Genomic DNA, 24146 nt, shown 5'->3' with positions numbered 1-24146 from the left:
GAAAAAGAGCAGTAAAAGTGAAAAGAGCAGTAAAAGTGAAGACGTGCATTAAAAAGTGAAGAAGGAGGATATATTGTGGCTAAACAGATTTTAATCATTGAAGATGATCAAGCCATTGCAGAAATTGAACGAGACTATTTAGAACTTAGTCAGTTTGAGGTAGTTTTAGCTCATGATGGGGAAGTCGGATTAAAGCAGGCTTTGACAGGTAAATTTGATTTAATATTATTGGATGTGATGCTACCTACGTTGGACGGCTTTACTATTTGCAAGCAACTTCGTGAAACATTAGATATTCCTATTTTATTAGTAACAGCTAAACAAGAAGACATTGATAAAATCCGTGGGTTAGGACTTGGTGCTGATGATTATATTGAAAAACCTTTTTCACCAAGTATTTTAGTAGCGCGGGTAAAGGCTAATTTAGCACAATATGATCGGTTAAAGCAGAGTCCCCGAAAAGAAACTTTAGCTGAAATTCAAGTCGGTCACTTAAGAATCCAACCTGGCTCACATCGTGTATTTGTCCGCAATGAAGAAATTACTTTAAAAAATAAAGAATATGAACTTTTATTATTTTTAGTACGAAATGGTGATTTAGTTTTTGATAAAGAAACTTTATATGAGCGGATTTGGGGCTTTGATGCTATTGGTGATGTAGCGACAATTCCTGTTCATATTAATCGGTTGCGTGAAAAGATTGAAGATGATCCAAGTAATCCCCGATATATTGAAACTGTATGGGGCGCAGGGTATCGGTTTAAATTATAGAGCAATTAGGCTGGCATTAAGATTAAATGTTTAACAATTGTTTATATTTGATGTAAATGGAGTTTAACATCCTCCGGTATACTGGCTATTATGATTGGCAGAATAGCCTACAAGGAGGTATATAATGCATAGCGTGTTCAATGATATTCAGCAATTTGATTTTGCTATTTTAAATTATATTTGGTTACACTGGCACACAGCGTGGTTAGATTCATTAATGATTAGTATTACTACATTAGGTGACAGTGGCTTTATTTGGCTGATTATAGGGGCCTACTTACTTTGGAACTCTGCATATCGTAAAACCGGGGTGGCTATTGTATTAGCGTTAGGCATAGGCTTTTTAATTTGTAATTTAGGAATTAAGCCTTTAGTAGGGCGTTTGCGACCCTTTGAGTGGGACTCAGCTGTGCAATTATTAATTACAGCCCCACAGGGATATTCGTTTCCATCGGGGCATACCTGGTCGTCTTTTGCCATGGCTACCATATTAATGCTAGAGAGAATTCCTGGTCGATATATAATCCTTGGTAGTGCTATTATTATGGGATTTTCCCGCATATATTTATATGTACATTATCCTACGGACGTATTAGTTGGTACACTACTTGGTGTTTTAATAGGTGGCCTAAGTGTTTATACTTGTTGCTGGCTATTTAAGACATACAGTCACCATTTACCTAATTGGTTGCAACAGCCCTTAGGTGTGGAACGGCTAGACTCATTCTCTATAAATAAGAACCAGTAAGCTATAGCTTACTGGTTTTTTATTATACTATGGCAGAATTAAGGCTTGTATTTGGAGACAGAGTGGCCTTCATATACATACTGTCTGATTAAGCGTTTAGGTTCTACTGTTTGAATTTTAAAATAAAAGTAATGATCTTGATTGTCTTTAGCATTTTCTTTGTTCAATTTAAAAAAGTTCTGCTGAGAATGAGCCATGCTTTGTAAAATATCATCCGTTAAAAACGTTAGTGGTGTATCTAAGGCCGAATATTCGTAAAAGTCCTTTTCAAATTGCAAATAGTTAGGAGTAAAATAGGCGAATTGTAGTTGATTGCGTTGAAACTCCCTAGTTTTCATCGGTATTCATCTCCTCGGTGGTAATACGCATAATTTGGTCTAATGAAACAGTGACATATGTTGAGGTTAGATTTATATCTTTTGTTATATTTAAATCTGAATCTGAGGGCACTATTTTTATAATGACTTCTTCTAAACTTATATTTTGAATGTAACCTTGTAATTGTCGTATAGTGGAGCCACTCTTGAAATATTCCTGAATATAAAATGTAGCTTTACATTGTTGTGCATAAAGGCGACTTAGCCAGATTAAGCGTTCTTCTTGACTCATAGCATTCCCTAATTCTAATGAAAAATGAGATTGTAAGAGGGCGGTTTGATGATCTGATAAAAAGAATCCCATCCATTTAGCCATTTTACGGTCTTTGTAGGTTCGTGCTGATAAGAAGGGTAAATATGATCGATTAGTCATAAGAGACCATCCAAGCCACCAGCGCCACCAGCAGCATGACCACCTATGAGTTTACTGCGTGTAATAGCTCGGGAAGCTTCTAAGAGGGCTGAAGCCCTTTGGACGGAAAGAAAGCCATGCTGGCAGCGAATATCATCAATGGTATGCTCCAAATTATAGGCTTTTTGCATGGTTTCAGGAGTATCAAAGAGGGACATGCTCTGTAAGGTTTCTGGCACTAGTTGGCTATAGCGTACACCAATTTGCCGTACCGCCTCTCCTTTATAATGTTTGCGAAAAAGGGTGAGTACATATTTAGTTAGGTCTTTTGTTAATTGGGTAGCATCTATCTTCATTTGTGCTTGAAAGGAATCACGTGTAGTCGTATTGTTAGTTTCATGGCTAGGTGTATGGAAATGGGAAGCTCTTGTTGAGGAATTTATCCTAAATGGTACATCTTTAGCAAAGCCAATGTAGAGTGATACGCATTGGGCTTGCTGGTGACTGCGGCGTAAGCGGATAGCTACTTGTTCGGCCATTTCAGATAATAATAATTCAATGTCAGTTTGTTTAGTATAATTACGTGGTAAAATTTGTGAATTACCGATTCCTTTTGAATGTACTTTATAAGGTTCTCGTACATTACTCTCATCAACACCGTTAGCATGAAACCATAGCTGTACACCAATAATGCCAAACTCTTTTTTTAGCATATCTGGATTTGCATGGGCTAAATTCTTAATGGTATAGATTTTTAAGTTTTCTAAACGGCGTGCTGTGCGGCGACCGATGCCCCAAAAATCTGTTAGTTTAGGTAGCTTCCAGACTCTAGTAGGAATATCTTCATAAGACCAATTGGCACGCATCATAGGTGTTGTTTTAGCTTCATTATCTAAGGCCAATTTAGCCAGTAGAGGATTGGCATTAGACATGCCAACAGTGCTAAAAATGCCAGTACGGCGCCATACATCATGTTGAATTTTGGCAGAGATAATATCTAATTTTTCACGGCGTGATAGATGATGTTGGGGGATAAAATAGTTAATAGAGCGAGTTAAATCAATGAAGCCTTCGTCAATAGAGTAAGGGCAGATATCTTCTGTAGCAGCGTATTCACGAAAAATTTGCTGAATTTCGATATTTTTTACAATGTATAATCCCATACGAGGTGGCACAATTAGGGTTCGTTGCGCCCAGCTTTCAATATAATTAATATATTTAGATGTAATGGGAAGGCCCTCTTGCAGAGCACGTTTCATATTAAAGCGGCGCGTTTCAATATCGAATGGTAAATCATAGGAGCGGCTTACATTTTGTTTGCCAAAAACATATTTGAAGGTGGGTGAGGAGGCTAGGATAAGACCTTTAGAGTTATCAGCACGACTCATAACACAGAGTGAAGTTGTTAACGGATTAAGGCCGCGTTCAATACATTCGACACTAGCGTAAAAGGATTTCATGTCGATAAAAGCAATGTCAGACCGTGGCTCTAAGTCATAATTAATGTATCCCATCATGCTCCCTCCTTTATATCTACTAAAATGATACATCGAACAAATATTTTAGTCAATAATATATTTGTTTGATTTTAAGGCGAATAAAGAGCAAAAATTGTATGAAGGGTAAGAGCTATAAATGGAGGAAATATTAGTAGAAATTGACTAAAGTATCAAATGTTATACTAATAATATTTAATTTGCGATAAGCTTTAGATTATAATGATGAAAAATGGGATGCTCATTTAGATGTGCGTGGTGTGATTGACCGACCTGGCCGTTCTGTAAGTGATGATAAGGAGGATTTCTTCCCTAAGAGCACCTATTGGATTACTAATATTAGTGCTAATTACCGAGTGAATGATGATTTTACCATCTTTGGTCGTGTAAATAATATTTTTGACGAATATTATGCTGAAATGTCTAATGTGGCCTATGGTGGTTCTCGCGATTGGTGGACTATGCCAGGGCGCAATTACCAATTAGGCGTAGAAGTATCTTTCTAATCTAGGGTCTTTATAGTATGAGTATGTTATAATATCAGTACAATAGTAGCTCTTTTAAAGGAGAAGAGTAATTTCTATAAATAAAAATACGGCAGGCTATAATAACAGATAGCTTTTCAAAATAATTTAAAGGAAGAGTTATTTACAATAGATTGTAATCAATGAGAGGAGACCATGTATGCATGAGGATTTAATTAGTATCAGTGATATGGCCAAATTACACGGTTTAACGCGGCCTACATTGCTATATTATGACTCAATTGGTTTGTTTTCACCAGTATATGTAGCTGATAATGGCTATCGCTATTATAGTCGTATTCAAATTCCTTTATTGCGAGAGATATGTTTTTTAAAATCTTTAGGGGTTAGTTTAAAAGAGATTCAACAACATCTCAATCAGCGCAATCCTGAAGTAGAGTTACAATTATTAGTGGCGCAAGAGGGCAAAATTGAACGTGAATTACAGGAATTGGGGCGCAAACGCTTAGCTTTACAACAGCGCCTTTATATGTATAAAGAAGCTGTATTAGCTGTTTCACAGCCACAAGAAAAGCCCTTTTTACGGCATTATAAACCACGGAGTATTATATTTCATCCATTTCAAGCTACTGAAACGGGCGAGGTTGATCGGCAAAATATACATTTGACAGCGATGGAATTGTGGCGCGATTTATATAGTCATGAATTTTTACCTGCTTATAGTTTTGGTACTTTGTTAAAACAAGAAGCATTGCTTACGGACAATCCTTTAAAAGATGGAGGTTGTTATATTCGAATTCCTGTAGAATCAACGGGCTTCGAATCAACATTAGTTACGTTGCCAGAAGGAGCTTATGTATGCCGCTATAAACGAGGACGACCTAATGATGTGGCGGTACTGAATAAACTTCTCGAGTGGATTAAAAGTGAAGGGTATGAAGTTTGTGGCGATGTAGTGGACGCTTGCTTTTTAGATACGACCTTTGATGAAGAATTGCATGATGAAGTATTTTCTATGTTACAAGTTCCTGTGAAGCCTCTTAACGATAAAAAATGAGTATTTTGGAGGCTAAGAAGTATAAGTTACAAAGCCTGTAGTAATGCTATCTAGTGATACTTTATATGCGTTCTTGTAAAAACAAAAGTCTTTTTAGAAAGTTCATATAAATTTCATAGGAATTTTGCAAAAAAGCTATTGACTATAAAGCTACTTTATAGTTTAGAATAACATCATAGTTAAGAAATAATCTATAGAATCTAGTAAAAATAGATTTTAAGAAAGGAAGTTTTTATTATGATGGCAATTCTAATTTTAATCAACCAATTACTAGAAGACTGGTACAAAGCACTATAATTTGATATAAATTTCAGAATGTAGTGAGTGAAAGTAGCGAGGTAGCTTTTAAAATGCAGTTTAGTGAGAGCTATACAAAGCAATGGAATAATGAATTAAAGAGAGTATCGCAGTAAGATGATAAAAATCATATACTGCGATATTTTTTATAGTGAGAGTAATTTGTTTTAACTATGAAAGTATTGTTTACATATAGCAAAAAGTTAGTTAACGATGATTCTTTTTTATTCAAAAGGGGTAAGAATGCCCTTTTTATTGACATTCTAGGCTTTGAAAGGTATCATTAAATATAATATAAAAAATGGAGGCTACCTATGAAACAGTGTATGGATGCGGATAATTTACATCGCCGTCTAAAGAAAATTATTGGGCAGGTACAGGCTATTGATAGAATGGTTGACGAAGACGTGCCATGTGAAGATATTTTATCGCAGATTAATGCTGCTAAATCAGCTCTTAATCGCGTTGGGCAGGTTATTTTGGAAGGTCATATTCGTCACTGTGTGCGTGATGGTCTAGAGCATGGGGATGTAGATAAAACATTAGATAAATTTACTAAAGCAGTAGAACGTTTTGCTAATATGCAGTAATACAATTATAAGTGATGCCATAATATAAGTAATATACTAATATAGTAACATTTAGATATGTAGACGAAGATACGTTGGAGTATACTTCGTCTTTTTTTATTGCATATCTTGACAACCTATACCCCCATAGGTATATAATTGGTGGTATAAGGATATACCTCTATGGGTATATTAGCCTAAATATATGAATGATTAATCATGTAAACATATAATAATTAATTGCAATGGGTGTCTATAGGAGGCAAACTGATGGAAGCTGCTATTCGTAAATTAGAAGTGACTGTATTTAGTCGTGTCGAGTATATATTAGAATTAGGTGGAATTAAAAAAGATATAGTATTTTTAGTGCTATCAGGTTTAGCTGTATTAGCTAGTTTATTTGATATTCAGCCATTTCCTTTTGATATAGCTTGGGTAGCGATTATTTTATGTGGTGTCCCTATCATTTTAGAAGCTATTATTGGTCTAGTGACTGAATTTGATATTAAAGCAGATGTACTGGTATCGTTGGCTTTGATAGCTGCTATAGTAACGGGTGAAATTTTTGCAGCGGCCGAAGTCGCATTTATTATGCAAATTGGTGCTCTTTTAGAAGATATTACTGTAGCAAAGGCGCGGGCTGGCATTGAAAAGTTAGTTAATTTAACACCGCAAGAAGCTCGCCTTATGACTTCATCTGGTGAGACTTTAGTGGATGCGGAGTTAGTGCAAGTTGGTGATATACTTCGCGTATTACCTGGAGAAACCATTCCTGTGGATGGCGAAATTATTTCAGGTGAAACATCTATTAATCAGGCCGTTTTAACAGGCGAATCATTACCTGTAGATAAAACTGTTGGTGATACAGTAGCGAGTGGGACCGTTAATCAATTTGGGGCATTTCATATGCGAGCAACAAAAGTGGGCGAAGATAGCTCTATTCAACGTATGATTCGACTAGTACAGTCAGCTGATGCGGGGAAGGCAAAGATTGTGGGACTTGCTGATCGTTGGGCCACTTGGGTAGTTCTTATTGCTTTATTATCTGCTGTGGGAACCTGGTGGGTTACTGGTGAAATTTTACGGGCTGTAACAATTTTAGTTGTATTTTGTCCTTGCGCCCTTGTATTAGCTACGCCAACAGCTATTATGGCAGCCATTGGCAATGCCACTAAGCACGGTTTTTTAGTGCGTGAAGGGGATGCTCTTGAACGATTAGCTACAGTAACAAAAGTTACGTTTGATAAAACCGGAACTTTAACTTATGGCACACCTACTGTGGTTGCTATTGAAACAGTTGGTAATACAGTGGCAACGACTAAAGCGCTTGGCGAATATAAGATTAATACCGTATATGGAGCTAATGGTGTATCTGGAACTAATACTACATATGAAACTAATACTGCATATGAAACTAATGCTACATATGGAACTAATGTTACACAGGAAAGTACTAGTACATATGGAACTAATACGGCACAAGCTATTTTTCAATTAACGGCTAGTTTAGAAGCTATGTCAGAACATCCATTAGGAAAGGCAATTGTTAAGGCCTATAAAGAGAAGCAAGCAGCAACACTGAAGGTAGACGCTAGTGCCGTTGATTCAAGGAAGGCAGAATCAGCCTATTTATTGCCTTGTTCTGATTTTAAAATGCTACCAGGACGCGGTGTGTCTGGCATCATTGGAGGGCAATTAATCTTAGCTGGTAATGACCGTTTAATGGCGGAGCAGGGCATTGCTATTAGTCCTGGTGTAGCTAAAACAGCTCAACTCTACTTAGATAAAGGAAGTACAATCGTTTACATTGCCATTGCTAATACATTAGTAGGCTATCTTGTTCTAGCAGATACTGTACGGCCTGACAGTGCACAGATGGTAGATCGGCTTCACCGCTTAGGAGTGCAAACTGTTTTATTAACTGGTGATAATCAAAATGCAGCCTATGCGATTGGCAGTCAGTTAGGCATTCGTGAAATTGTAGCTAATTGTTTGCCAGAAGATAAATTAAACTATATTAATCAGCGTCAACAAGTTAAGCAGAATGTGGCTATGATTGGCGATGGTATCAATGATGCGCCAGCACTTAAAAAGTCGAATGTAGGGATTGCTATGGGTGGCATAGGGAGTGATATTGCTGTTGATGCTGCTGACATTGCCCTCGTGGATGATGAAGTGAAAGAATTGCCTCACTTGATTGCCTTAGCAAAGCGTATGATGAGTACGATTAAGTGGAATTTAGCCTTTGCTATGATTTTAAATTTTGTTGCTATTGGATTATCCTTTCCTGGCATTTTAAATCCTGTAACTGGTGCTTTAGTTCATAATGCTGGTTCTGTATTAGTTATCATTAATTCAGCGTTGTTATTAAAATGGCGTAGTGCATAATTGAAACATTAAAGGCTCTTGAAAGTAAAGCTCTTTCAAGAGCTTTTTGTTTATAAGAAAGGTTGTTATAAGTTTGTTAAAGGGGAAACTAGCTTAATGTCGAAATACTATATAAGGGGATACATTGGAAAATAGTATTATCACACCTTTTGTTAAGAGAGGAGGCCATGCTAATATGAAAAAAGTATTTGCTGTATTACTTAGTTTAGGGATATTAAGTGCATTGCAATTAGATATAATGAATAGGGTACCTATGGAGTTTAGTGGGGTTCAGGCGGCTTCAAGTAATGAGGCAACACAACATCAAAGTAAATTGAAAAGTGCTTTAGCTAATATGACAGGGACTTATGACAATGCGAGACCTGGCAGGGCTTATGGTAAACCATTGCCAAAGAGTGATTTAACTATAGCTGGTGTTAGTTTGGGCGCTGATTTTTCAGATATTCAACGAAGTTTAGGAACACCTTCCGCTACTACTTGGTATGGCAATCAGATTGACTCACTTACGTATGGTGGCATTACATTTAGTACGTTTCAACGAAGCGAGAAGATGTTTTATATAGAAATTGTTAACCGTGATGCTGTAACTAATCGTGGTGTTGCGGTGGGGGATTCCTTGGAAAAAGTATATGCTCTGTATGGTAGACCAGATGCCGTAAATGAAGGTCATAACATGTGGTTTTATGGAGTTTTTTATCCTTTATCAGATAATATGCAGGGGATTCGTTTTGTTCATGATGGTAATAGAGTAACTAAGATTATAATTTGGTGATTTTGAGTAGTTTACTAAGTGATTTAAAAACTAATGTAATTGGGGATACAAGTAAATTAAAATGATAAAAAGATAAAATATAGCTAATAGTTTAAAATCTGTAAGAGTAGAAAGGAATTGTATGGAAATTATATATTGGTCAGATTATGCTTGTCCATTTTGCTATATTGGACGAAACCATTTGGAGGCAGCGATTCAAAAAATTAAAGCAGAAGAAAATATATCTTTTACTATTATTATGAAGGCCTTTGAATTAGATCCAGCGGCACCTACTGTTTGTGAAACTACAACTGTTGACCGTTTTGCTCAGAAATATGGACTAACTCGTGAAGTAGCTGAGGATAAAATAAATGGTATTAATTTGATGGGACAAGCTATTGGATTAGATTTTAAGTATGATAAAGCACAGTCTACAAATACGTTTGATGCACATCGTTTAACAAAATGGGCACAGAGCAAAAGTTATGAAATGGCCGATGCATTAGCTGAACGCTTATATGCTGCTTATTTTACAGAAAGTAAACCCTTAGCTGACCATGAGGTGCTAGTGGCTGCTGCTAAAGCAGTTGGTTTGCCTGAAACGGAGGCGCGTGCTGTCTTAACTTCTGAAGAATATACTAGCGAAGTACGTGAAGAAGAAGCTTTGGCCGCTCGTTATGGTATTCAGGCAGTGCCATTCTTTGTTGTTAATGACCAAGTAGCACTACCAGGGGCTTTGCCCGTTGAAGAATTTGAAAAAGTACTCCGTGAAATGTTGGCGAAAGAAAAAGAACATAGAGCGAAAGAATCTAAAGAAGAAACTCATTAAGAAGCTAATTAAGAGAAAATAAAAGATATGAAAAATTGAGTACACTGTAGCTGTCTAATCCAGAATCCTATAAGTAAAAGGACTGAACTAGTTAACTAGTTCAGTCCTTTTGTTGTGTGTGAAAATTATTTAATTGGGCGGATAATTAATAATTCCAGCCGAACATAGCAAAGAGCGTATCTTTGATTTGTTCGTGTTCGGACATTGGGACATATTTATTCCACCCAGAATCAAAATCTGATAAATAACCATCATAAATGAGATTTCCATGAATATCATAATATTCTGCAGAAGAACCTTCATAAATTTTAGTGGAATATACTACTGTATATTTAGTGATAGAAGTAGTAATTACATCTGGCTTTACATTACCTCTACTAGAATTACCAATCCACTGTGAACCTAAAGGTGTAAATACATGCATTACATGTGCTTTAACTTTACGATTTTGTGCTTGCCCACTAGCTTCTAAGCTACGACGATCTACATAGGTCGTATAATATTTGTTTGAAGATACTTCAATCCAACGCTCCCCACGTTGTGAAGCTTTCATAGTCCCATCCGATGTTGTAGTTGTACCAGCTGGTATGCCTAAGGCACGATCCAGTTTGTCTAATGTTTTACTGAGCCAACTAGCATCTACAGGATTATACAAAGTTGCCATAAATAAAGGGATAAATAATACCGTTAAAATACGCATGAGCTGTTTCATACTATCACTCTCCTAATTAAAATACAGCTTTTCACTAAACATATCTCCAAACAATGGTTGACTACTTAGACTTATGAACGTACAGTTTATAGAATATTGCACTGTATGCCATTTCATGTTGTAGTCATGTTTAGTATACAAAAATCTCCAATATAAGACAATACCTTTTAGTAATAGATGTTAAAAAGTGAAATAAACAAATATTTTAAGGCTATTACAATGATATAACTATGTAATCTTTAAGAGTCACTTGTGAAGTTTGCTTTAACATTTATAGTTAATGTATGCATGGAATTGTTCAAGACATATCATTTGATAATTTTGTTTAATTTTTTCAGCGGAGGAATTAGTTATGAAACGGCCTTATATTTTTTGTCATATGCTGACATCATTAGATGGAAAGATTATGGGAAAATTTTTTGAAACACCAGAAGGAGCTAAAGCAGGGGACGTATATTCAGGCGGGAATGTGTGATGAAGTCAGTATTGTTATAGCGGCAGCGGCTGATGGCTCTTTGAAAACTCCTGCTTTGTTTGCAGCATTTGAAAATGGGGAATCTGATAGACCTCAACGTTTTGAGCTTATTAATGTGTTACCACAAGACGGCGGGGCAATTTGGGCTCGCTATAAAATTATAAAACCATAATTATTTAAGCATGAGTATCTATGTAGGAGTATATTTTGGAGAAAATATAGGCAATGGAGTTTATATATTTAGTAAAATATATAATTGACAAAGGGTCAATGAAGGTGTATTCTAATAACAAATCAAAAAATTTTGATTTGTTAGGAGGATGAATTTATATGATAGAAAAAGGTCATTTAAATCATAAGGCAAATGCTAAAATATTTAAGGCTTTTTCCGATGAAAAACGCCTAGCTATTTTAGAACTTTTGCAACATGGTGAAGAATGTTCTTGTGTATTATTGGAAAAGCTTGATTTGACACAGTCAGGTTTATCTTATCATATGAAAGTTCTTTGTGATGCAGGGATAGTAATTGGTAGACCAGACGGTAAGTGGACATTCTATCATATATCTTCTGAAGGGTGTCAGCGAGCAGTTAATGTGTTGTTAAATGCAACTCATGTACTATAAATTTTAGTCACCCTAATATAGGGTGACTAAAAAATAACCATTAAATCAAAATATTTTGATTTGATGGGAGAGTTATAATTTTTAGGAGGTTGTTATGAAAGTAGAAGGTATTTCATTTTTTGAAAAGAATTTAACAATTTGGGTATTACTTTGTATGCTTTTTGGTGTTACTTTGGGGCAATTATTTCCTCAATTTTCACAATGGCTGGGGCAACTTGAGTTGTATAATGTATCAATACCTGTGACTATTCTATTGTGGATAATGATATATCCCATGCTATTAAAAGTAGATTTTTCAAGTTTGCGTAATATTAGTAATAATCCTAAAGGGCTATTTTTAACTTGGACTATTAATTGGTTGGTAAAGCCTTTTTCTATGTATGCTATTGGTTATGTGTTTTTCTTTATTATTTATCAGGATATTTTATCAAATGCTCTTGCATTAGAATATTTAATTGGTGCTGTTCTATTAGGTGCAGCACCATGTACTGCTATGGTTTTTGTATGGAGTAAATTAACTAAAGGAGATAGTGCTTACACCTTAGTACAAGTGGCAAGTAATGATTTAATTATTTTAGTAGCGTTTGTTCCAATAGTTAGCTTTCTTTTAAATCGAGGGGATATTTACATTCCATGGGAAACGTTAGTGGTGTCTGTTGTGTTATTTGTAGTCGTGCCATTGGCATTTAGTGTTATTACACGACAAATTATTGTTAAAAAACATGGTGAAACTTATCTAACAGAACAATTTATTCCTAAGTTTGATCCTTATACAATGGTAGGCTTATTATTGACTCTTATTATGATTTTTACCTTTCAAGGAAATAAAATTTTAGCTCAGCCGCTTGATATTGTACTTATTGCGATTCCGTTAATTGTTCAAGTATTTTTTATTTTTGGCATTACTTTTAGTTTAGCGTATTTTTTAAAGCTACCTTATTCTATGGCCGCTCCTTGTTCGATGATTGGGGCCTCTAACTTTTTTGAATTATCGGTAGCGGTTGCTATAGCTTTATTTGGCTTATCTTCTGGGGCTACGTTAGCAACGGTAGTAGGTGTATTAGTTGAAGTGCCAATTATGTTGTTGTTAGTGAGAATCGCTAATCGTTTATCTAGTAAATTTGCGTGACTGATTAAAATTTAGATTTAAATATACTAATACTTATTTTCTTTACTATGATATACTTAAATTACCTTAAATGTTTATTGTGGAAAGTCATGAAATACTAATAGAGCTAAGTATTTTTGACATTACTAGTGAGTAGTGTGTATTAGTAAGTGGGAGGTACTAGTAAGTAGGATGCACTAGTAAGTGGCCTAGATTTTATAACTATTGTAGAATGTATAGTGTTATCTAAGGAGATAGAGATAAGGAGTATCTTATGGGAAAACAAATTTTAATCGTTGTAGATATGCAAAATGATTTCATTTCCGGCTCGTTAGGAACTCAAGAAGCGCAAGGTATTGTGTCGAAAGTTGCTGAAAAGATAGCAAATTTCAGCGGTGATATATATTTCACTATGGATACACATGATGAAAGCTATGAAACATCGCAAGAGGGCAAATCGTTGCCAATTGCTCATTGCCAAGAGGGAACTAAAGGTTGGCAGTTAGCGGAGCAGGTGCTTCAAGCAACGGAAGTAGATTCTGAAAAAATATATTGCAAAGGCCAGTTTGGTTCGGTAGAATTGGCTGAAGATTTACAGTATCTGAATGAGGTAGAACCTATTGAGAGTATAGAGTTAGTTGGGCTTTGCACAGACATTTGTGTAGTATCTAATGCGTTGTTATTGAAAGCCTTTTTACCAGAAGTGCCAATTACTGTGGATAGTTCATGTTGTGCAGGTGTTACTCCGGAGAAGCATGAAGCTGCACTTGAAACTATGAAAAGTTGTCAAATACATGTAATTTAATTTGAGAGGTCACAAGGTTACAATGAAAATAAAAGTAGCTTTTTTATGTGTGCATAATTCTTGTCGCAGCCAAATTGCCGAAGCATTGGCTAAAAAGTACGGGGCACATATTTTAGAGGTATATTCAGCAGGGACTGAACTTAAAGACCATATTAATGCTGATGCAGTTCGACTTATTAAAAAATTGTACAATATTGATATGGAAAAAACACAATGCCCTAAATTAGTAAAAGATATTCCTGCTGTTGACTATGTTATTACAATGGGGTGCAATGTAGTTTGTCCTAGATTACCGTTTACACATGGCATTGAAGATTGGGGATTGCCGGATCCAACTGGTAAAAGTGATAAAGAATTTGAGTTAGTCATATCTGAGATTGAACAAAAAGTTCGAGATTTCATTGCTAAAATTGAGGCTACCAGAGTATAAACTGTGTAATACTTAATTTATAATGGTCCTAAATCGTGCCTTTACAATAGTCCTAATTCGTACTATAATGTATTTATGATTTTAGTACGAATTAGGACTATTTTGTTGTTTATAAGAGGCGTAATATAGCACCTTCCAAATGGGAAGTTAGTCCTAATTAGGATTAGAGAAATTCTCTTAAAAAGTAATATATACCTTATTGTATTTTGAGCATTCAATATAGTGTAAAAGGAGTGAATTTGTAATTATGGATCGTATATTGAAAGACCAAATTACGGCAATGGGTCGTTTTTTCGGAAAGACAGTAGAATTATATGCCGCTTGGGCAAAAACAAAGGGTCTTAGCTATAATAAATTAGCCGTTATTGCTACACTTTTTTATCACCCTTATGGTACGCAGAGCCAAGTTTGTAGCGATTGGGCTATTCCTAAACAAACAGTATCTACCATTTGTAAAGGGTTAGAACGAGAAGGTCTTATTTATTATATGCACATAAATAATGATAATCGGGAAAAGTGTATGGCTCTGACTAGAGAGGGGCAAGTTATATTTAGACCTATTATGAAAGAGTTACAAGCTATTGAAGCACATACGTTGACGAGCCTAGGTGAGCAACAAACTGCAGAATTATTAAAGGAGATGAATAATTTTGTTCAAGCTTTTAAGGAAGGTCTTGAACAGGTTGAGTTGAACCAAGAAATAGGAAATAGGAAATAAGAAATAAGAAATAAAAAATAAAATATAAAATTAACAATTATTCATAACATATTATATAGGAGGTTTTTATGGTTGGTTATTTATTTTTAGGTGCGGCTATCGTACTAGAGATTTTTTCTACATCAATGCTTAAATTATCGGTGGGATTTACTAAATTAATACCATCACTTACCTTTGTAGTAGGGATGAGTTCTTCATTTTATATGTTATCTAAAGCACTTAACTTAATTCCCTTAAGTATTGCCTATGCTATTTGGTCTGGTGTTGGTACTGCGATAACCGCTATTATTGGAGTTTATATTTGGAAAGAGGACGTATCTTTTACTGCCGTTATTGGTATTGCCTTAATCGTTATAGGGGTTATTTTATTAAATTTAAAAGGGACTCATTAAAAATAATAAAATTAATTATTGAAAATTTTGATTAAGAGAGACAGTATTTGTCTCTCTTTTTTGATTGAGAGTATATCGAAAATGGTAGTTTTTGATAATTATTTTCGATTTTATAAAAGTAGAAGAAAGTATTATATTAATTATATTTCTTAATAAAATAAATATAATTACACTATATTTATAGGGTTTGTGGTATTGATATCGAAAAAATTAAAATTAAAAATAAGTTATTGCGTATAGTTAATTTATAGTACAAACTGTTATTGACAATGGATGTAAATGTGAATTATTATCAAAATAAGTTGTCGTGATTTGTGACAGTAGTGTATTTTGAAGGAAAAAGTTGAGGAGTTGTACTATGAGATTAAAACGACTTGTATGTGCCGCTTTATTAACAGCGAGTGCTTTTGGCATTTTAGGCTATGCAGGAACGACGGGTGATCAAGCCTCCCAAGGTGCGAAGAGTGACCAGCTCACATTTGTTAATTTCCGTGATGTGCGTGACTTAAATCCCCATTTATATGCTGGTGAAATGTATGCCCAAGAAATGCTCTATGATACATTAGTAGAGATTACTGATAAGGGATATGCTCCCGCATTAGCAGAAAGCTGGACGATTAGCGAAGATGGTCAGACCTATACTTTTAAGATTCGACCTAATGTAAAATTCAGCGATGGTGAAGTTCTTGATGCACATGCAATTAAGGCAAATTTCGACGCTATTTTTGAAAATAAATCTCGTCATACTTGGCTAGAGTCGATGAGTCTTATAGATAAGTATGAAGCAACTGATGATTTGACTTTTGTAATTCACCTTACCAAACCATATTACCCATTATTAACAGAACTTGGTGTAACACGACCATTTGCTATGATTTCACCAAAAGCTATGAAAAATGGTAGCACTAAAGATGGTGTTAATAAATATATTGGTAGTGGCCCTTATAAATTAAAAGAAGTTGTTACTGATAAATATGCAATTTTTGAAGCCAATGAATTATATTGGGGTGAAAAGCCAAAAGTTAAGACCATTTTAGTTAAGGTAATCCCAGACAATCAAACACGTATTTTAGCGCTTGAAAAAGGGGAAGTGGACTTAATCTTTGGTAAAAACATGGTCGATGCTGATGGAATTCGGAAATTCAAAGACCAAAAAGGCTTTAGTGTAGCTTTATCTGACCCTATGTCTACGCGTGAAATTGTTTTAAATACAACAAAAGCACATTTAAGTGATAAACTAGTTCGTCAAGCTTTACAGTATGCAACGAATAAAGAGGCTATTTCAGAAGGTGTATTCTATGGCATTGAAAAGCCTGCCGATACCTTATATGCTCCAACTGTGCCGTATGCAGATGTAGGGTTAAAACCATATGAATATAATGTTGATACAGCTAAATCTATGTTAACGTCTGCTGGTTATGTATTAGGAGCGGATGGAATTTTAACAAAAGATGGTAAGCCATTAGAACTGAACTTGTTATATAACAGTGATAGTGTAACAGAAAAAGCTATTTCTGAATTTTTACAAGCAGAATACAAAAAAATTGGTATTATACTTCATATTAAAGGGGAAGAAGAACAGTCTTATCGAGATAATATGAAGTCAGGTAATTTTGATATGGTATTTAATATTTCTTGGGGTTTACCGTATGATCCACAATCTTCCTTGTCGGGGATGCGCAAACCTGTATATGGAGATTATGCAGCGCAACAAGGATTGGCTGATAAAGTAGAAATAGATGATGCGATTACTAAGATTTTGACGTCTACTAATGAAGATGAGCGTCAAGATTTATATAAGTTTGTATTAACGCGCTTACACGAAGATGCTGTATATATTCCATTGACCTATGAAAATAATAAAGCAATCTATAATAATCGTGTAGAAGGATTACATTTTACCCCAACTTTATATGAAGTGCCATTTAAAGATGTAACCTTGAAATAGGATGTTTTGCAACAAGCTAGTTATAGTTACATAGCTAGTGGTAGTTATTGAGGCTGTTGTAGGAGTGACTACAATAGCCTCATTCTGATTTAGGGAGGCATTGCCATGAGGGCGTATATTATAAAACGTACATTGACGGCTATTCCCTTGATGTTGGCCATTTCATTTGTATGTTTCGTATTTATTAATTTAATTCCATCAGATCCGGCTGAAGTAGCCTTACGTATTCGTCAGACCCCAGTGGTAACGCCTGAAGCCATTGCACAAGTGCGTGCTGAACTTGGTCTTGACCAGCCGTATTTGATTCGGTATTTTAATTGGTTGATTGCATGTTTGCAATTAGATTTTGGGGTTAGTTATATTAATCCAGCGCGTACAGTATTGGGAGAGTTTCAACGCTGCTTGCCAGCCACTTTAGTACTCGCCTTTACTTCGCTACTTTTTGTTGTAGGGTTAAGTTTACCTATCGGCTTTTTCTGTGCTGTATATAAAGGCGGTTGGTTTGATAAAATCATGCGTGGTTTAGTGTTTTTAACAACTTCTATGCCTGCGTATTGGATAGGTTTATTGCTTATTTGGGTAATTAGTATCAAGTTAGACTTATTGCCTACCAGTGGCAGTGAATCTTGGCAGCACTTAATTTTGCCAGCTTTTACAGTATCTTTAACATATATTTCTACATATATTCGTTTAATTCGAAATAATATGCTCGAGAATATGAAAGAAGACTATGTAACATATGCTACAGTGCGAGGTATTCGGCAGCGAACAATTTTGACAAAACATATTCTCAAAAACTCGCTACATACTTGCATTATTGCCATCGGTATGAGTATCCCTCAGTTGATTGCTGGTACTATTGTAGTAGAAAATGTATTTGCTTGGCCTGGCCTGGGGCAACTTTGTATTAGCTCTATTTTTAATCGTGATTATCCAATCATTCAGACCTATGTATTGTTCGTGGGTTTCTTATTTGTTGTTTTTAACTTATTGTTTGACATTATTCAATACATTGTTGATCCTCGTCTTAGAGAGGAGCGTGCCCAATGATTCGTTTATTGTTAAAAAATAATATGGTAGTGGGTTTGAGCTCTTTTATTTTATTAATAGCTTTAGCAGGCATCTTTGCGCCTTGGATTGCTCCTTATGATCCTTATGAAAACAATATTCTCATGAAATTTGATCCTTATAGTGCTGAGCACTGGTTTGGAACCGACCATTTGGGGCGGGATATTTTTTCACGGTTAATCTATGGCATTCGACCAACCCTATTTTTATCTTTACTTACTATGCTAGCTTCGATTGGGTTAGGCGCTATTATGGGGCTATTATCTGGCTATTTTAGAGGCATTATTGATGAAATTATTATGCGTATTGTTGATATGATGCTTTCTTTTCCAAGCCAGATTATGATATTTGCCGTTATTGCCCTCTTAGGTGTGGATGTACAAAATATTATTATTGCCAATGTTCTAATTAAATGGGCTTGGTATGCGCGTATGATTCGGACTAATGTTATGAAATATAGAGATAAAAATTTTATCTTGTATTCTCGCTGCATTGGTAGTAGTGAGCGTTTTATAATGGTTCGTCATCTATTGCCAAGTATTAGTTCTGAAATGGCTGTACTAGCTAGTTTAGATGTAGGTTGGACAATTATTAATATTTCTACATTATCGTTCTTAGGTTTAGGTATTCAGGCCCCATTACCAGAGTGGGGGGCTATGCTTAATGAGGCAAAAAATGTATTAACAGTTAACCCGATTCAAATGTTGGTGCCTGGTGTTGCTATCGTAGTATTAGTTTCTGCTTTTAATTTATTAGGTGATGCGATACGCGATGCTCTCGATCCAAAGGAGGTGCAGGAATGACTATTTTAACAGTGAATAATTTATCTGTTGTCCACCAAAATCGAGAGCGGTCCAAGCAAATTTTGGAGAATGTTTCCTTTTCTCTAAAAGCAGGAGCTTGTCTTGGCATATTAGGTGAGTCGGGCAGCGGTAAAAGTATGACTGCTAAAGCTATTTTGGGAATTTTAAGTCGTGATTTTAAAATTACTGGTGAAGCTCTTTATAAAAAGAAAAACTTGCTAACTATGTCCACCTTGGAATTAAGATCCTTACGGGGACTTGATATCGGCATGATTATGCAAAACCCTATGACATGCTTTGACCCTTTGTATAAAATTGGTAATCAAATTTTTGAGACTTTTGAAGCACATGATTTGTTTCCAAGAGGCGAATGGCAGGCTAAGGCAGTAGAAATTCTACAAAAAATGCACATTCGTGAGCCAGAAGATACACTTAATAAATTTCCTCACCAATTGAGTGGTGGCATGCTACAGCGTATTATGATTGGTGTGGCTATGGCAATGAAACCGGATATACTAATTTGTGACGAACCTACGACTGCCATTGATAGTATTACACAGTATGAAATCATTAAGGAATTTAAACGAATTAAAGACTCTAAGGAAGTAGCTATGATTTTTATTACTCATGACATTAGTGTAATCTCTCATTTAGCCGATGAAATTATGGTACTTAATCAGGGACAAGTAGCAGATTATGGAACGTTCAAGGACATTATGGCAAATCCTAAAGATGCGTATACAAAGATGTTAATTGAACAAAAACTGGCAGTTGCTAATCGTTATAGTCAGTTATTACATAAGCCAGTAGTCGCTGAAGGAGGGGCTTCATGTTAGTAGTAGATAATGTGGTGGTGCGATTTCCGAAACCTCACAGTAAATTGATTTTTAAAAAAGAATACCAAACGATATTACATGGCGTTACTTTTTCTGTTAAAAAAGGTGAATGTTTAGGTATTATTGGTGAATCTGGTAGTGGTAAGAGTACGATTGGCAAGGCTATTTGTGGGCTTTTAGAGCCTTATGAAGGTAATATTACATTAGGTGGCACCACTCTCTATGGTAAAGATAAAGTTTCCCCAGGCTTTTTGTCGGTAGTCTTTCAAGATTACACCACATCAGTGAATAGTCGCTTTACGATTCGTGACATTATTAAAGAGTCTTTAATTGTATTACAACGGCGTACGCAAATTAAGTTGGATTTTGAAAAAGAAATTATTGAATTATTAGAATTGGTAGGTTTATCGGCTGATTTTATTGATCGATATCCCCATCAGTTGTCAGGTGGGCAATTACAGAGGGTGTGCATAGCAAGGGCTATTGCGGTAAAGCCGGAAATTATTTTATTTGATGAAGCTATTAGCTCTTTAGATGCGCACACACAAGTGCAAATTATGGATTTGCTGATGAACGTTAAGTCAATATATAATTTTACCTATATATTTATTACTCATGATTTGCCGTCAGTAACCTATATGTGTGATCGTGTATTATTTCTTTATAAGGGGCGCGTAGAAGAAGTTGTATCAGTAGATGATATTAGTAGGGTACAAAGTGAGTATGCTCAAAAACTATTGCATTCAATTTTAGATATTAAAGTAGAGTGATACTGAACATATTTTATGAATTTAAATGAGAATATATATCGAAAATAGAGTAACTTATTAAGAGCTGCTCTATTTTCTTCCTTAGTGTTTCATTTTATTTTAATGTGAGGAGAATATAGTAAACATAAGGAAAAGATAGAAGGTGAAATAAAAAAAGTAATATTTTTAAATGATAAACAGTCTCAAATTATCAATTAGTTTTAAAATTGAAAATTGAGACTAGATTTATAATTATCGATGTGGTATAATTAAATTGTAAGCGATAATAAGTACTTATAAAGAATCAATTAAAGTTAGTAGTATTGTTTATAGCTTTATTTAATTAAGTTTCCAAATTAAAATTTATTATATAGGAAAGGTTTTAGGTGACATTTTATGAATAAGAATATCGCAAAAGCATTAAATGAACAGGTTATTTTTGAATTTAACTCTGCATACTTGTATTTAGCATTGTCTTTGGCAATGGCTGATGCTCGTTTTAAAGGTTTATCCGCTTGGTTACGTTTGCAGTATCAAGAAGAAATGGATCATGCATTCAAAATTATTGATTTCTTAGAGTCTCGTAATGAAACAACTACATTAGGCGATATTAAAGCGCAAGCAGTTGAAGTAACAGATCCATTGAAAGTAGCTGAAATGGTATACAAACATGAACAAGTAATCACTGGTAAAATTAATGACTTATATGCATTAGCAACTGAAGAAAAAGACTATGCAACTGTTAACTTCTTAAACTGGTTCATTACAGAACAAGTAGAAGAAGAAGCAAGTGCTCGTGACTTGGTAGATGAATTTACATTTGCTGGTGACAGCCGTGCTAGCCAATTGTTTGTGGATGCCCGTTTAGGTACTCGTCAACAATAATTACTTAGCTAAACTGGCTTAGTTTAGTGTCAATAGTAAACTACGTTTCCAAGTGGAAACACTAACCGATAAAAAATTACACATAGCTTATGATAGCTGCAAAAAGACGCTCTTTAGAGCGTCTTTTTAATATATTGAAAAGTCAAAAAAATAAAAAGTCAAAAAATTATAAAAAGTTTGACTTTTTCTGTTGACAAAAGTCAAAAAGTCAATTATTATATAGTCAAGGTTGAAAGAACAAAAGGTCAAAAGATTAGAAAGTCAAATTGAACCGAAGTACAATAAAGAATGAAGGTAGTATATGAAAGACAACACGATAATATATAAAAAGTTTGGAGAGATGATTTATGGGTATTTTAGCAGATCGTATTGAAAAATTTATTTTAGCTAAGTTGTTAGAAGAGCAAGCTAAAGAAGAGGGCATTGTATTACGCCGCAATGAATTAGCTGATGAGCTTAATTGTGCGCCCTCACAAATTAGTTATGTATTAAGTACGCGGTTCTCAAATGACCGTGGCTTTATTGTAGAGTCTCGTCGTGGTCTTGGTGGTTTTATTAGCATTACGCGTATTCCAGTAAAAGCCTTATTAGAAGCGCCAAAGCATAAACAAGATACTACAGAATCAAATGATAAACCATTAACTATGGGAATTATAGACAACTCTTTATTTGAGTTGATGCAACAAAAATTACTGCATAAACGAGAGGCGGCCTTGTTACATGAAGCCTTTGCCTTATTAATGGAGGAACCAGAGCGTAAGACACGGGAACTTAAAGTTCGTCGCTTATTTGAACAAGTGGTAGCCATGGTGAAGGAGGGATAAGGTTTATGTTATGTGATAATTGTAAACAAAATGATGCAACTGTGCATATGACACGAGTTGTTAATGGTAAAAAAACAGAACGGCATTTATGTAATGTCTGTGCAGCTAAACAGCCAAGTGATGGGTTTGGGAGCCAAGGGTTTATGAATTTTGGCCCTTCTTTATTAGATAATGATTTTTTTACCAACGACTTCTTTACTAATACTTTGTATCCAGATAGTTTATTAAATACTCGCCAGGAGGCCCGTTGTAGTCAATGTGGTATGACGTTTAGTGAATTTAATCAAACTGGTAAATTTGGTTGTGACCATTGTTATGAAACCTTTGAAGCACAAATAGCTCCTTTAGTAAAACGTTTACAAGGGTCTTTGTCTTATGAAGGTCGGGTGCCAAGTCGTGGTACCGGCGTTTTCAAGACAAAACACCAAATTAAGCGTTTGCGTCAAGAATTGGATAAAGCAATTAAGGCTGAACAATTTGAAGAGGCTGTTCGCCTACGTGATGAAATTAAAGTGTTAGAAGAATCCTTAAATAAAGAAAGTAAATAGGAGGTGTCACTATGTTAGACAAAATTTTAGACGAACCGTTAAGTAGTTGGCTACGTAGTACGGATCCTATTGGTGACATACATTCGCATATTGTATTATCCAGCCGTATTCGACTAGCTCGAAACTTTAAAGGCTTACAATTTACTAATCGGAACCACGAGGCTTCTTTAAAAGAAGTTGAAAGTCTAATGCGCGGTGTGCTAGGCACTTTAAAAGCCGCTGATGGGCGTGAGTATTCCAACATTAGTTTAGATAAATTATCGGATATTGAGCGCGAAATTCTTGTGGAAAAGCATTTGATGAGTCCACAGATGGGACAGAAATTACCATACCGTAGCTTAGTAGTAGCTAATGATGCTTCAGTGGCTATTATGGTAAATGAAGAAGATCATATTCGAATTCAAACTATGGAGCCCGGTCTTCGCTTACAGGAAGCTTTAAATCATGCGCTAACAATTGACGATGCTATTGAAAGTAAATGCGATTATGCATTTAATGAACGGTATGGCTATTTGACAGCTTGTCCTACTAATGTAGGTACAGGCATGCGGGCATCGGTAATGCTTCATTTGCCAGCGTTAGCCATGACGGGACGCATTAATCGTTTAATTCGTAGTATCACTCAATTAGGCTATTCCGTGCGTGGTTTATATGGCGAAGGATCTCAAGCTCTTGGTAATATTTATCAAATTTCTAATCAAGTGACGATGGGAATTAGTGAAGAAGATACAATTAGTCAATTGCAAAAAATACTTGAAAAATTGGTACAAGAAGAAGTGAAGGCTCGTGAAGCCATTAAAAATGGTGATTTTGAAGCCTTTGAAGATCGAGTATGGCGTGCTTTTGGTACCTTGCAATATGCTCGTCGTCTTTCTGGTGAAGAAGCCTTAGGTCTTCTTAGTGATGTCCAACTAGGTATGGATTTAGGTGTTTTACCACAACATTCAGCCGACGTATTTAATGAGTTAGTTGTTACTACAAGACCTAATTTTTTAAGTAAATATGCAGGTAAAGAAAATATGACAGCAGCTGAACGAGACAGTTATCGAGCTAAAGTAGTTCGTGATCGCTTAGCCCGTTAGTTAATTTACTGCCATAAAT

The 24146-nt window shown here is 35.3% G+C and carries 28 protein-coding genes; 24 read left to right on the top strand and 4 right to left on the bottom strand.

The features are described 5' to 3' along the window. Positions 1-75 precede the first annotated feature (75 nt). Positions 76-771, top strand: coding sequence for a response regulator transcription factor (locus NFR27_RS03400; RefSeq protein ID WP_251454139.1), 696 nt, complete (start codon positions 76-78; stop codon positions 769-771). 124 nt (positions 772-895) lie between these two features. After that, complete coding sequence (locus tag NFR27_RS03395) at positions 896-1519, top strand: phosphatase PAP2 family protein (protein ID WP_251454136.1); 624 nt, start codon at positions 896-898, stop codon at positions 1517-1519. Between the two features lie 38 nt (positions 1520-1557). On the opposite strand, the gene NFR27_RS03390 is transcribed toward NFR27_RS03395, so the two are convergent. Genes NFR27_RS03390 through NFR27_RS03380 form a run of 3 tightly spaced genes read right to left on the bottom strand, consistent with a single transcriptional unit; the run spans position 1558 to position 3765 of the window. After that, a complete protein-coding gene (locus NFR27_RS03390) occupies positions 1558-1857 on the bottom strand; it encodes a DUF5960 family protein (RefSeq protein ID WP_251454133.1) in 300 nt (99 codons plus the stop codon). Continuing rightward, positions 1847-2212: a hypothetical protein gene (locus NFR27_RS03385; protein ID WP_251454130.1), complete on the bottom strand. Its 366-nt coding sequence runs from the start codon at positions 2210-2212 to the stop codon at positions 1847-1849. Before NFR27_RS03385 ends, NFR27_RS03390 begins: the two co-directional genes overlap by 11 nt. Positions 2213-2265: 53 nt before the next feature. Continuing rightward, positions 2266-3765 carry a Y-family DNA polymerase gene (locus NFR27_RS03380; protein WP_251454127.1) on the bottom strand — a complete coding sequence of 500 codons (1500 nt, stop codon included), beginning with the start codon at positions 3763-3765 and terminating at the stop codon, positions 2266-2268. Between the two features lie 230 nt (positions 3766-3995). On the opposite strand from NFR27_RS03380, the gene NFR27_RS03375 reads away from it, so the two are divergent. The 6 genes from NFR27_RS03375 to NFR27_RS03350 all read left to right on the top strand — a co-directional run bounded on the left by NFR27_RS03375 (position 3996) and on the right by NFR27_RS03350 (position 10120). Beyond that, on the top strand, positions 3996-4250 hold the full coding sequence (locus NFR27_RS03375; RefSeq protein WP_251454124.1) for a TonB-dependent receptor: 255 nt from the start codon (positions 3996-3998) through the stop codon (positions 4248-4250). A gap of 178 nt (positions 4251-4428) precedes the next feature. Beyond that, a complete protein-coding gene (locus tag NFR27_RS03370; protein ID WP_251454121.1) occupies positions 4429-5286 on the top strand; it encodes a MerR family transcriptional regulator in 858 nt (285 codons plus the stop codon). A gap of 611 nt (positions 5287-5897) precedes the next feature. After that, positions 5898-6173 (top strand): metal-sensing transcriptional repressor, encoded by a 276-nt coding sequence (locus NFR27_RS03365; RefSeq protein ID WP_115309838.1) that lies wholly within the window; start codon positions 5898-5900, stop codon positions 6171-6173. A gap of 249 nt (positions 6174-6422) precedes the next feature. Continuing rightward, on the top strand, positions 6423-8540 hold the full coding sequence (locus NFR27_RS03360; RefSeq protein WP_251440007.1) for a heavy metal translocating P-type ATPase: 2118 nt from the start codon (positions 6423-6425) through the stop codon (positions 8538-8540). Positions 8541-8715: 175 nt separating this feature from the next. Beyond that, positions 8716-9312 carry a TonB-dependent receptor gene (locus tag NFR27_RS03355; RefSeq protein WP_251440008.1) on the top strand — a complete coding sequence of 199 codons (597 nt, stop codon included), beginning with the start codon at positions 8716-8718 and terminating at the stop codon, positions 9310-9312. Positions 9313-9433: 121 nt separating this feature from the next. After that, entirely contained in the window at positions 9434-10120 is a 687-nt protein-coding gene (locus NFR27_RS03350) for a DsbA family oxidoreductase (protein ID WP_251440009.1), read from the top strand. A gap of 145 nt (positions 10121-10265) precedes the next feature. Here NFR27_RS03350 and NFR27_RS03345 read toward each other — a convergent pair whose 3' ends face one another. Continuing rightward, positions 10266-10832 carry a hypothetical protein gene (locus NFR27_RS03345; protein ID WP_251440010.1) on the bottom strand — a complete coding sequence of 189 codons (567 nt, stop codon included), beginning with the start codon at positions 10830-10832 and terminating at the stop codon, positions 10266-10268. 467 nt (positions 10833-11299) lie between these two features. Here NFR27_RS03345 and NFR27_RS03340 point away from each other — a divergent pair, with 467 nt between their 5' ends. From NFR27_RS03340 to NFR27_RS03265, 16 genes are all read left to right on the top strand, one after another. Continuing rightward, positions 11300-11479, top strand: a complete 180-nt coding sequence (locus NFR27_RS03340) for a hypothetical protein (RefSeq protein WP_251454118.1) — start codon at positions 11300-11302, stop codon at positions 11477-11479. 158 nt (positions 11480-11637) lie between these two features. Continuing rightward, entirely contained in the window at positions 11638-11931 is a 294-nt protein-coding gene (locus tag NFR27_RS03335) for an ArsR/SmtB family transcription factor (RefSeq protein ID WP_251440014.1), read from the top strand. A gap of 94 nt (positions 11932-12025) precedes the next feature. Then, a complete protein-coding gene (arsB, locus tag NFR27_RS03330; protein WP_251440017.1) occupies positions 12026-13060 on the top strand; it encodes an ACR3 family arsenite efflux transporter in 1035 nt (344 codons plus the stop codon). A 253-nt stretch (positions 13061-13313) separates the two neighbouring features. After that, positions 13314-13844, top strand: a complete 531-nt coding sequence (locus NFR27_RS03325; RefSeq protein WP_251440020.1) for a cysteine hydrolase family protein — start codon at positions 13314-13316, stop codon at positions 13842-13844. A gap of 22 nt (positions 13845-13866) precedes the next feature. Beyond that, positions 13867-14274, top strand: a complete 408-nt coding sequence (locus NFR27_RS03320; protein ID WP_251440022.1) for an arsenate reductase ArsC — start codon at positions 13867-13869, stop codon at positions 14272-14274. 247 nt (positions 14275-14521) lie between these two features. Then, complete coding sequence (locus NFR27_RS03315) at positions 14522-14992, top strand: MarR family winged helix-turn-helix transcriptional regulator (RefSeq protein WP_251440025.1); 471 nt, start codon at positions 14522-14524, stop codon at positions 14990-14992. A 68-nt stretch (positions 14993-15060) separates the two neighbouring features. Beyond that, positions 15061-15384 carry a DMT family transporter gene (locus NFR27_RS03310; RefSeq protein WP_251440027.1) on the top strand — a complete coding sequence of 108 codons (324 nt, stop codon included), beginning with the start codon at positions 15061-15063 and terminating at the stop codon, positions 15382-15384. 358 nt (positions 15385-15742) lie between these two features. Further along, entirely contained in the window at positions 15743-17332 is a 1590-nt protein-coding gene (gene nikA, locus NFR27_RS03305) for a nickel ABC transporter substrate-binding protein (protein ID WP_251454115.1), read from the top strand. Positions 17333-17437: 105 nt separating this feature from the next. Beyond that, positions 17438-18382 carry a nickel/cobalt ABC transporter permease gene (gene opp1B, locus NFR27_RS03300; RefSeq protein ID WP_251440034.1) on the top strand — a complete coding sequence of 315 codons (945 nt, stop codon included), beginning with the start codon at positions 17438-17440 and terminating at the stop codon, positions 18380-18382. Continuing rightward, entirely contained in the window at positions 18379-19203 is an 825-nt protein-coding gene (opp1C, locus tag NFR27_RS03295; RefSeq protein ID WP_251454111.1) for a nickel/cobalt ABC transporter permease, read from the top strand. The genes opp1B and opp1C overlap by 4 nt, the downstream gene beginning before the upstream one ends. After that, complete coding sequence (locus NFR27_RS03290) at positions 19200-20039, top strand: ABC transporter ATP-binding protein (protein WP_251440038.1); 840 nt, start codon at positions 19200-19202, stop codon at positions 20037-20039. The genes opp1C and NFR27_RS03290 overlap by 4 nt, the downstream gene beginning before the upstream one ends. Beyond that, positions 20033-20809, top strand: coding sequence for an ABC transporter ATP-binding protein (locus NFR27_RS03285; RefSeq protein ID WP_251454107.1), 777 nt, complete (start codon positions 20033-20035; stop codon positions 20807-20809). Before NFR27_RS03290 ends, NFR27_RS03285 begins: the two co-directional genes overlap by 7 nt. Positions 20810-21184: 375 nt before the next feature. Beyond that, positions 21185-21673 carry a ferritin gene (locus tag NFR27_RS03280; RefSeq protein WP_251440042.1) on the top strand — a complete coding sequence of 163 codons (489 nt, stop codon included), beginning with the start codon at positions 21185-21187 and terminating at the stop codon, positions 21671-21673. 347 nt (positions 21674-22020) lie between these two features. Further along, the gene (locus NFR27_RS03275; RefSeq protein ID WP_251440044.1) at positions 22021-22497 is read left to right on the top strand and encodes a CtsR family transcriptional regulator; all 477 of its coding nucleotides are present in this window, start codon (positions 22021-22023) and stop codon (positions 22495-22497) included. 5 nt (positions 22498-22502) lie between these two features. Beyond that, complete coding sequence (locus NFR27_RS03270) at positions 22503-23045, top strand: UvrB/UvrC motif-containing protein (RefSeq protein ID WP_251440048.1); 543 nt, start codon at positions 22503-22505, stop codon at positions 23043-23045. Between the two features lie 11 nt (positions 23046-23056). Further along, positions 23057-24127, top strand: a complete 1071-nt coding sequence (locus tag NFR27_RS03265; protein ID WP_251454106.1) for a protein arginine kinase — start codon at positions 23057-23059, stop codon at positions 24125-24127. Positions 24128-24146: the final 19 nt, after the last annotated feature.

Source organism: Veillonella intestinalis (assembly GCF_943192895.1).
Classification (GTDB): Bacteria; Bacillota; Negativicutes; order Veillonellales; family Veillonellaceae; genus Veillonella_A; species Veillonella_A intestinalis.
This window is presented reverse-complemented; position numbering and strand designations above follow the sequence as displayed.